This is a genomic window from Candidatus Omnitrophota bacterium, assembly GCA_016929445.1.
GTDB lineage: Bacteria > Omnitrophota > Gorgyraeia > JAFGIU01 > JAFGIU01 > JAFGIU01.
Window position 1 is genome coordinate 1 of sequence record JAFGIU010000121.1, and the last position, 6,773, is coordinate 6,773.

At 57.7% G+C, this 6,773-nt stretch carries 8 protein-coding genes and 1 tRNA gene; all 9 read left to right on the forward strand.

Annotated elements, in window-relative coordinates; all coding sequences use genetic code 11:
• A partial coding sequence (gene hisH / locus JW937_09425; protein MBN1587627.1) for an imidazole glycerol phosphate synthase subunit HisH occupies nucleotides 1–239 on the forward strand: 239 nt, incomplete at its 5' end.
• Between the two features lie 160 nt (nucleotides 240–399).
• Nucleotides 400–1,137: a 1-(5-phosphoribosyl)-5-[(5-phosphoribosylamino)methylideneamino]imidazole-4-carboxamide isomerase gene (hisA, locus tag JW937_09430; protein ID MBN1587628.1), complete on the forward strand. Its 738-nt coding sequence runs from the start codon at nucleotides 400–402 to the stop codon at nucleotides 1,135–1,137.
• A 13-nt stretch (nucleotides 1,138–1,150) separates the two neighbouring features.
• Nucleotides 1,151–1,225, forward strand: a tRNA-Arg gene (locus JW937_09435).
• Between the two features lie 139 nt (nucleotides 1,226–1,364).
• The gene (gene hisF / locus JW937_09440) at nucleotides 1,365–2,126 is read left to right on the forward strand and encodes an imidazole glycerol phosphate synthase subunit HisF (protein MBN1587629.1); all 762 of its coding nucleotides are present in this window, start codon (nucleotides 1,365–1,367) and stop codon (nucleotides 2,124–2,126) included.
• Nucleotides 2,127–2,314: 188 nt separating this feature from the next.
• Nucleotides 2,315–2,659 (forward strand): phosphoribosyl-AMP cyclohydrolase, encoded by a 345-nt coding sequence (gene hisI, locus JW937_09445; GenBank protein ID MBN1587630.1) that lies wholly within the window; start codon nucleotides 2,315–2,317, stop codon nucleotides 2,657–2,659.
• On the forward strand, nucleotides 2,656–4,188 hold the full coding sequence (trpE, locus tag JW937_09450; GenBank protein MBN1587631.1) for an anthranilate synthase component I: 1,533 nt from the start codon (nucleotides 2,656–2,658) through the stop codon (nucleotides 4,186–4,188). Before hisI ends, trpE begins: the two co-directional genes overlap by 4 nt.
• 93 nt (nucleotides 4,189–4,281) lie before the next feature.
• Nucleotides 4,282–4,893 carry an aminodeoxychorismate/anthranilate synthase component II gene (locus JW937_09455; GenBank protein MBN1587632.1) on the forward strand — a complete coding sequence of 204 codons (612 nt, stop codon included), beginning with the start codon at nucleotides 4,282–4,284 and terminating at the stop codon, nucleotides 4,891–4,893.
• Between the two features lie 215 nt (nucleotides 4,894–5,108).
• Nucleotides 5,109–5,468, forward strand: coding sequence for a methionine--tRNA ligase subunit beta (gene metG / locus JW937_09460; GenBank protein ID MBN1587633.1), 360 nt, complete (start codon nucleotides 5,109–5,111; stop codon nucleotides 5,466–5,468).
• A 237-nt stretch (nucleotides 5,469–5,705) separates the two neighbouring features.
• Nucleotides 5,706–6,773 (forward strand): hypothetical protein (locus tag JW937_09465; protein ID MBN1587634.1); only part of this gene is annotated, 1,068 nt, incomplete at its 3' end.

Sequence of the window (6,773 nt, forward strand, 5' to 3'; positions counted from 1 at the left end):
CCCCGGAAAACGAGCAGGCAAAGGCGCTGTTTCGCGGAGTGCCCGAAGGGTCCTGGGTCTATTTTGTGCATTCCTTTCATGTGGTCCCCCGGGATGAGGCTGCTGTGGCAGCGCGGGCTGATTATGGGGGGCCCTTTGCCGCGGCACTGGCCCAAGGCAATATATTTGCCACCCAGTTTCACCCGGAGAAGAGCCAGGAAGCCGGTTTGCGGATTTTGAAGAATTTTCTGAATATTTGACACCAAAACGTCATTGCGAGTAGCAAGGCGACGAAGCAATCTTTGCGGGACAAAGATCCCTTCGCTGTGCTCGGGATGACGTAGCACAAAACCAGGGACGGTTCTCGCTTAGCCGCTGTGGCTCATCGAGTTGCACGAGAACCGTCCCCGAGAGTCTGCAATGTTAATTATTCCAGCAATTGACTTGAAGGACGGAAAAGTCGTGCGCCTTTGGCAGGGCGATTTTTCCAAGGCCACAGTCTACGGCAATGATCCCGGCGAAGTGGCCCGGCGGTGGGCCGATGAGGGCGCAGAGCGCATCCACGTGGTGGACCTGGACGCAGCGCGCACGGGCGTGACGCATCATCTGGATCAAATCCGGGAAATTGCGCAGGCCGTGGACGTGGACATCGAAGCCGGCGGCGGCCTCAGGAGCCCAGAGCAGATCGAGGCTGTTTTCGAGGCGGGCGTGCGTTATGCTGTGGTGGGCACTAAGGCCACGCAGGACTCCGGATTTCTCAAGGCAGCTGTGGATGCTTTCGGCGACCGCTTGATTGTGGGTTTGGATGCCATGGGCGGCAAGGTCATGAAAGAGGGCTGGGCCGAAGAGAGCGGGAAATCGCTTTTTGATTTGGCGGCCGAGGTTCAGGCCCTGGGCGTGAAGACCGTGATCTACACGGATATTGCCTGCGACGGGACGTTGCGCGGGCCGCAGCTTGAGACTCTGAACGAACTTTTGATTCGCACGAAGCTCGGCGTGATTGCTTCGGGCGGGGTATCCACTTTGGATGACCTTAAGGAGCTCAAGAAGCTCGAACCCAAAGGTCTTGTAGGCGCGATTTCCGGCCGCGCCCTTTATGAAAACCGCTTTACCTTACGCGAGGCACTAAAGGAGATCGGCCCTTGGGGATCTGCTTGAATAACTGTTCTTTGCGCCTGTAGCTCAGGGGATAGAGCACTGGCCTCCGGAGCCAGGTGCGGAGGTTCGAATCCTCCCAGGCGCACCAAATTATTTGGGGGGAAACCGGGGGTTTCCCCTCCAACGGCGACGACACCCCGTGTCGCCTGCCCCCCTTCCGTGTGTATCCCTCGGACCGGCATAGCCGGATCCTCAGGATAGCTGGAACGAAAACGGAGTTGGCTGAGCTGTTAGCAAAACGCATCATCCCATGTCTGGACGTTAAGGACGGCCGGGTCGTCAAGGGCACGAAGTTCGTCAACTTGCGCGATGCCGGTGATCCGGTTGAAGTCGCGGCTGCTTATGAGCAGCAGGCGGCCGATGAGCTTGTGTTTCTGGACATTACCGCGAGTCATGAAGGCCGCAAGACGCTCATTGATGTGGTGCAGCGCACGGCCGAACAGGTCTTTATGCCGCTGACCGTGGGCGGCGGCGTGGGCGCAGTCGAGGATGTGCGCGCTCTGCTCAAGGCCGGTGCGGACAAAGTCTCCATCAATACTTCTGCCGTGGAAAGACCCGGACTCCTGAATGAATCCTCGGCTGCTTTCGGGGCCCAGTGCATTGTGTTGGCTGTGGATGCCAAACGCCGCAGCAATGCTCCGGGTTGGGAGGTTTACACTCACGGCGGCCGCACACCCACGGGGCGTGATGCCCTGGAATGGGTGCGGGAGGGCGTGGAGCGCGGGGCAGGGGAGATTCTGCTCACAAGTATGGATTGCGATGGGGAAAAGACCGGGTATGATATAGAACTGACGCGTGCGGTTGCCGAAGCCGTGCCTGTGCCGGTGATTGCCTCAGGTGGTGCCGGGACTCTGGAGCATTTGTACGAAGCCCTGGCTGTGGGCAAGGCCGATGCGGCATTGGCAGCGTCGATCTTTCATTATGGTGAGTTTACGGTGAGTGAGGCCAAGGATTACCTGGCCGGGCGCGGCGTTCTTGTAAGAAGGTAGAGGCAGTTCCGTTACACGTCTGCCCTTGCCCGTCATCACGAGAAGCGTAACAGAGCCCGTCATCACGAGGAGCAAAGCGACGTGGTGATCTTTGTTCCGAAAAGATTGCTTCTCCGCCATGAATCGTGGCGGATCGCAATGACGAATGAGGTTCGGCTCGCAATGACGAATCAGGAAAGAGTAAACCAATGACCGGCATCCCCCAATTGAAGTTCGACGACAAAGGATTGATTCCCGCCATTGTTCAGGACGCCGAAAACGGCGAGGTTCTGATGGTGGCCTACATGAACGAAGAGTCTTTCAAAAAGACTCTGGAAACCGGCAAGTGCACTTACTGGAGCCGCTCCCGCCAAAAACTCTGGCTCAAGGGCGAGACTTCGGGTCATCTCCAGACCGTGAAGGAAATCCTTTACGACTGCGACGCGGATGCCTTGTTGTTCAAAGTGCACCAAGAGGGCGTGGCCTGTCACACAGGCGAGCGGTCCTGCTTTTACCGCGGCATTGCTCTTGAAAAGGCCGACTCTTCTAAATGAAACCGACTCCGGTCTGTCCGACGCTGCACGATTTCCGCAAGCTCGCCCGCAAGGGAAACCTCATCCCCGTCTATTTGGAAACCTCTGCGGATCTGGAGACCCCTCTTTCGGCTTACCTCAAATGGAAACGCGGGTCTTACAGTTACCTTCTGGAATCTGTCGAGGGCGGCGAACAATTGGGCCGTTACTCCATTGTGGGGAGTGATCCCTCCGCCATTCTGGAGAGTCATGGGCCCTGGATACGGCAGTGGGAGTTGCCTCGCACCGCAACTGCCCCGCTCAAGCTTGTGAATGAGTGGCCCACCAAGAAAGACCCCTTGTACGAAATTCAGCAATTCCTGGGCAAGCACGCGTATGTACCCATGCCGGATATGCCTCCGTTTGCGGGCGGTTTGGTGGGGTATATGGGATATGACATGGTGCGTTGGTTTGAGAATCTGCCGGATGAGCCCGTGGATGATCTGAATGCGCCGGACTCGGTGTTCATGCTTTCCAAGAATGTGCTGGTCTACGACCGCGTCCGGCAGAGGATCCGGTTGGTGGCCAATGCGCTTGTTCCGGAAGTCGGGAGGGGGGTGCGCAGCAGCCGCGCGATTGCGGAAGTCTATGACACCGCTTGTAAGGATTTGTGTTCGGGCCTGCGCCGTTTGCAAGGGCCCTTGCCCCGGCCCAAGAGCTCTGCGAAGCGCGTGAAGCCGCGCATTCGTTCCAATGTAAAACGCGACGACTTCGAAGAAAATGTGCGCAAGATCAAGTCGTATATTCGGGCCGGTGAGGCTATCCAAGTGGTTTACAGCCAGCGTTTTCAAACCGCGTGTTCCGCCACTCCGCTGGAGGTGTACCGTTCCTTGCGGAGCCTCAATCCCAGTCCCTACATGTTTTTGATCGAGATGGGGAATAAGGCCTTGGTGGGTTCCTCGCCCGAGGTCTTTTTGCGGGTGGAGGGCCGCCGCGCCATGGTGCGGCCCATTGCCGGGACCCGGCCTCGCGGAAAAGACGAAGCCGGGGACAAGAGCCTCGCCCAGGACCTGTTGAAAGACCCCAAGGAGCGGGCCGAGCACCTGATGCTCGTGGATCTGGGGCGCAATGATTTGGGGCGCGTGTGCCGCTACGGCTCTGTTCATGTGCCGGAGTGGATGGCTGTGGAGCGTTACTCTCATGTGATGCATTTGGTGAGCGAGTGCCAGGGCATTCTCAAGCCGGGCAAGACCGCTTATGATGCCATCCGCGCGGCCTTTCCCGCGGGCACCGTGAGCGGCGCGCCCAAGGTGCGCGCCATGGAGATTATTGACGAACTGGAACAGACCAAGCGCGGTCCTTACGCAGGTCTTGTGGGTTACTTTAGTTTTAGCGGGAATTTTGACAGCTGTATTACCTTGCGCACTATTTTGATGAAGGACAAGAAGGCCTACGTGCAAGCGGGCGCCGGTATTGTGGCGGACTCCAAGCCTGACAGGGAATATGAAGAGACTGTGAACAAGGCCAAGGCCATGGTGCGCGCGATCGAGGCGGCGCATGAGTCCGCTTAGAAGGTGTCAGGCACCACAGTCTGTATAGGATGCTTCGCAAGTGGTGCCTGATACCAGAGTCAGTAAGGTGCCTGATACCAGAGTGATAAACCTATGATCCTTATGCTCGACAACTACGACAGTTTTACCTACAACCTCGTCCAATATCTGGGCGAGCTCGGGGAGAAGCTCGAAACGCGGCGCAACGACAAAACCACGGTGGAGGAAATCCGGCGCCTGGCCCCCCGGCAGATTGTGATTTCGCCCGGACCGGGCGGGCCCAAAGACGCGGGCATTAGCTTGCAGCTCATCAAAGAGCTGGGAGGCGAGATCCCTATCCTGGGCGTTTGCCTGGGGCACCAGTGTATTTCCGAGGCCTTTGGCGGAAGAATCGTGCGGGCCAGCCGCATCATGCACGGGAAGACTTCGGAAATCCGCCACAAGGGCCGGAGCTTGTTCGAGGGATTGCCCGAGCCTTTTGCGGCCACGCGCTATCACTCCTTGATTTTGGACAAAGACAGTGTGCCTGAGGCACTCGAAGTGACCGCCTGGACGGATCAGGGCGAAATCATGGGCGTGCAGCACAAGAGCCTGCCCATTTGGGGCGTGCAGTTTCATCCCGAGTCCATTCTCACAACAGTGGGGAAGGACATGCTCCGGAATTTTTTGAGGATAGCAGACTCAGCAAGGTGTCAGGCACCACGCGTCATTGCGAGCCGCAGGTGAAGCAATCTTTGTTCCGCAAAGATCCCTTCGCTTCGCTCGGGATGACGCTACGCTTCGCTCGGGATGACGCCCATGCGTCACTCGGGATGACGCACACGCATCATTTGAATGACTGAGGACAACCCTCATTCCCGTGAAGACGGGAATCTAATAGAGAGGCTGAAGTGACTGAACCCGACAACAAAACCCAACCCGAATCCGCGGCCGGGCAACCAATGCCCGCATCTGAGCCGGCGCAGCCTGAGCCAAAGCTCATTCCCATGAAGAAATTTGCCAAAATCGATCTCCGTATCGCCCAAGTGCTGGAGGCCTCCTTCCATCCTGACGCGGACAAGCTCCTGGTCCTCAAAGTGGATTTGGGAGAAGAGGCCCCGCGCCAGCTCGTGGCCGGGATCCGCTCCGACTACGGGCCCGAGGCACTGGTGGGCCGCCAGGTTGTGGTGGTGGCCAATCTTCAGCCCGCCACAATCCGGGGGGTGGAGAGCCGGGGAATGATCCTCGCCGTACGGGACACGGAGGGGATTGCCCTGTTGGCTCCGGACCGGCCCAAAGCGCTGGGCTCCCGGGTTTCCTAACCGAATAGTGGGGACTTAGTATTGTTTAAGCCCCGCCAATAAGTATTGTGTCCCCAGATAAAAAACTTACATGCTTCATATTGACCCAGCCTTTGTTCCCTTATATACTTGAGTAGTACTTTTGCAATTCTTTTACTCACTCTGCAGGTAAACAATGATGTAAAATATCTTTAAAGGGGAAATTGGGACGCAATATTGATTAATTTTCGCCAATAAGTATTGTGTCCCCGGATACATATGAACCGGCTTATCTCCTTGTGGCTAGCGCAGATATTTCTGCTGACCTCCGTGGGTATCGGGTGGGCGGCGCCGACTTCGGGGCGCCTGTTCAAACGGCCCCAGCGGGTAGCTTTGCTCCAGCCGGCTGAGCTCAGCCCTTCGCCTGTGGCCGGCTTTGAGTCCGTGCCCTCGGCCCCGGAGCGCATTGAGGTCCTGGGCAACGCGGCCGGGCTCCGGTCTCCTTTGCCCCCGGCATCAGAACTCCGGATTCCCGCTCAATTCGCCCGCCGCATCCAAAGTTTTCAAGGCAAGACCGATCGTTTGGTTGTTCACATCCAGGATTTGCACACCCATGCCGAGGCCCAGCGCAATTCGGCTTCCCTGATTCAATCTCTTGTTGAGAATCATGACCTTGCGTTGATTTGTGTGGAAGGCGCGATGGGTTATGTGGATCCTTCCGTGCTCGCCGCTTGTGCGGATGCTGATTTGCGCCGCTGCCTTTCCGATGTCCTGCTCGATGCCGGCGAGATCACGGGGGAAGAGTATCTCGCCTTTACCGAGCGGCCGTCCATGTTGATTTGGGGCGTGGAGGATCCGGATCTCTATTTTCGCAACGGGCTTCTGTACCAAATCAACCTGCTTTTGCAACCCGGGATCGATCCGGTCTTGGCTGAAATGGAGCAAGCGTTGAGCGCTTTGAAGTCCGCGTATTTTTCACGCGCTCTCCAAGACTTGGATGCCCGGCGCACGGCGTTCGAGGCAGGGGACTTTCCGCTCGAAGATTATCTCAAGCTTCTCAACACGCGCGCCCGGGAAACCGGAGTGCTTGTGCAGGGCGCGGACAGCCCCTATCCGAACCTGTCCCGGCTTCTTGAAGCTTCCGCCTACGAAGCAGAGCTCGATTCCGAAACGCTCAAGAAAGAACTCCAGCAGTTTTTGCAGAAGGCCACGGTGGTATTGAGTGAAGCCTCGAATCAGGCCTTTTTGCAGCGCCTTCTCGCGGCCAGTGTGGAATTCCGCGAAGGCCGGATCTCCGCGCTGGATTACTACAGCCGGCTCCTGGAGCTGCGCCACGGATCGGCTGCC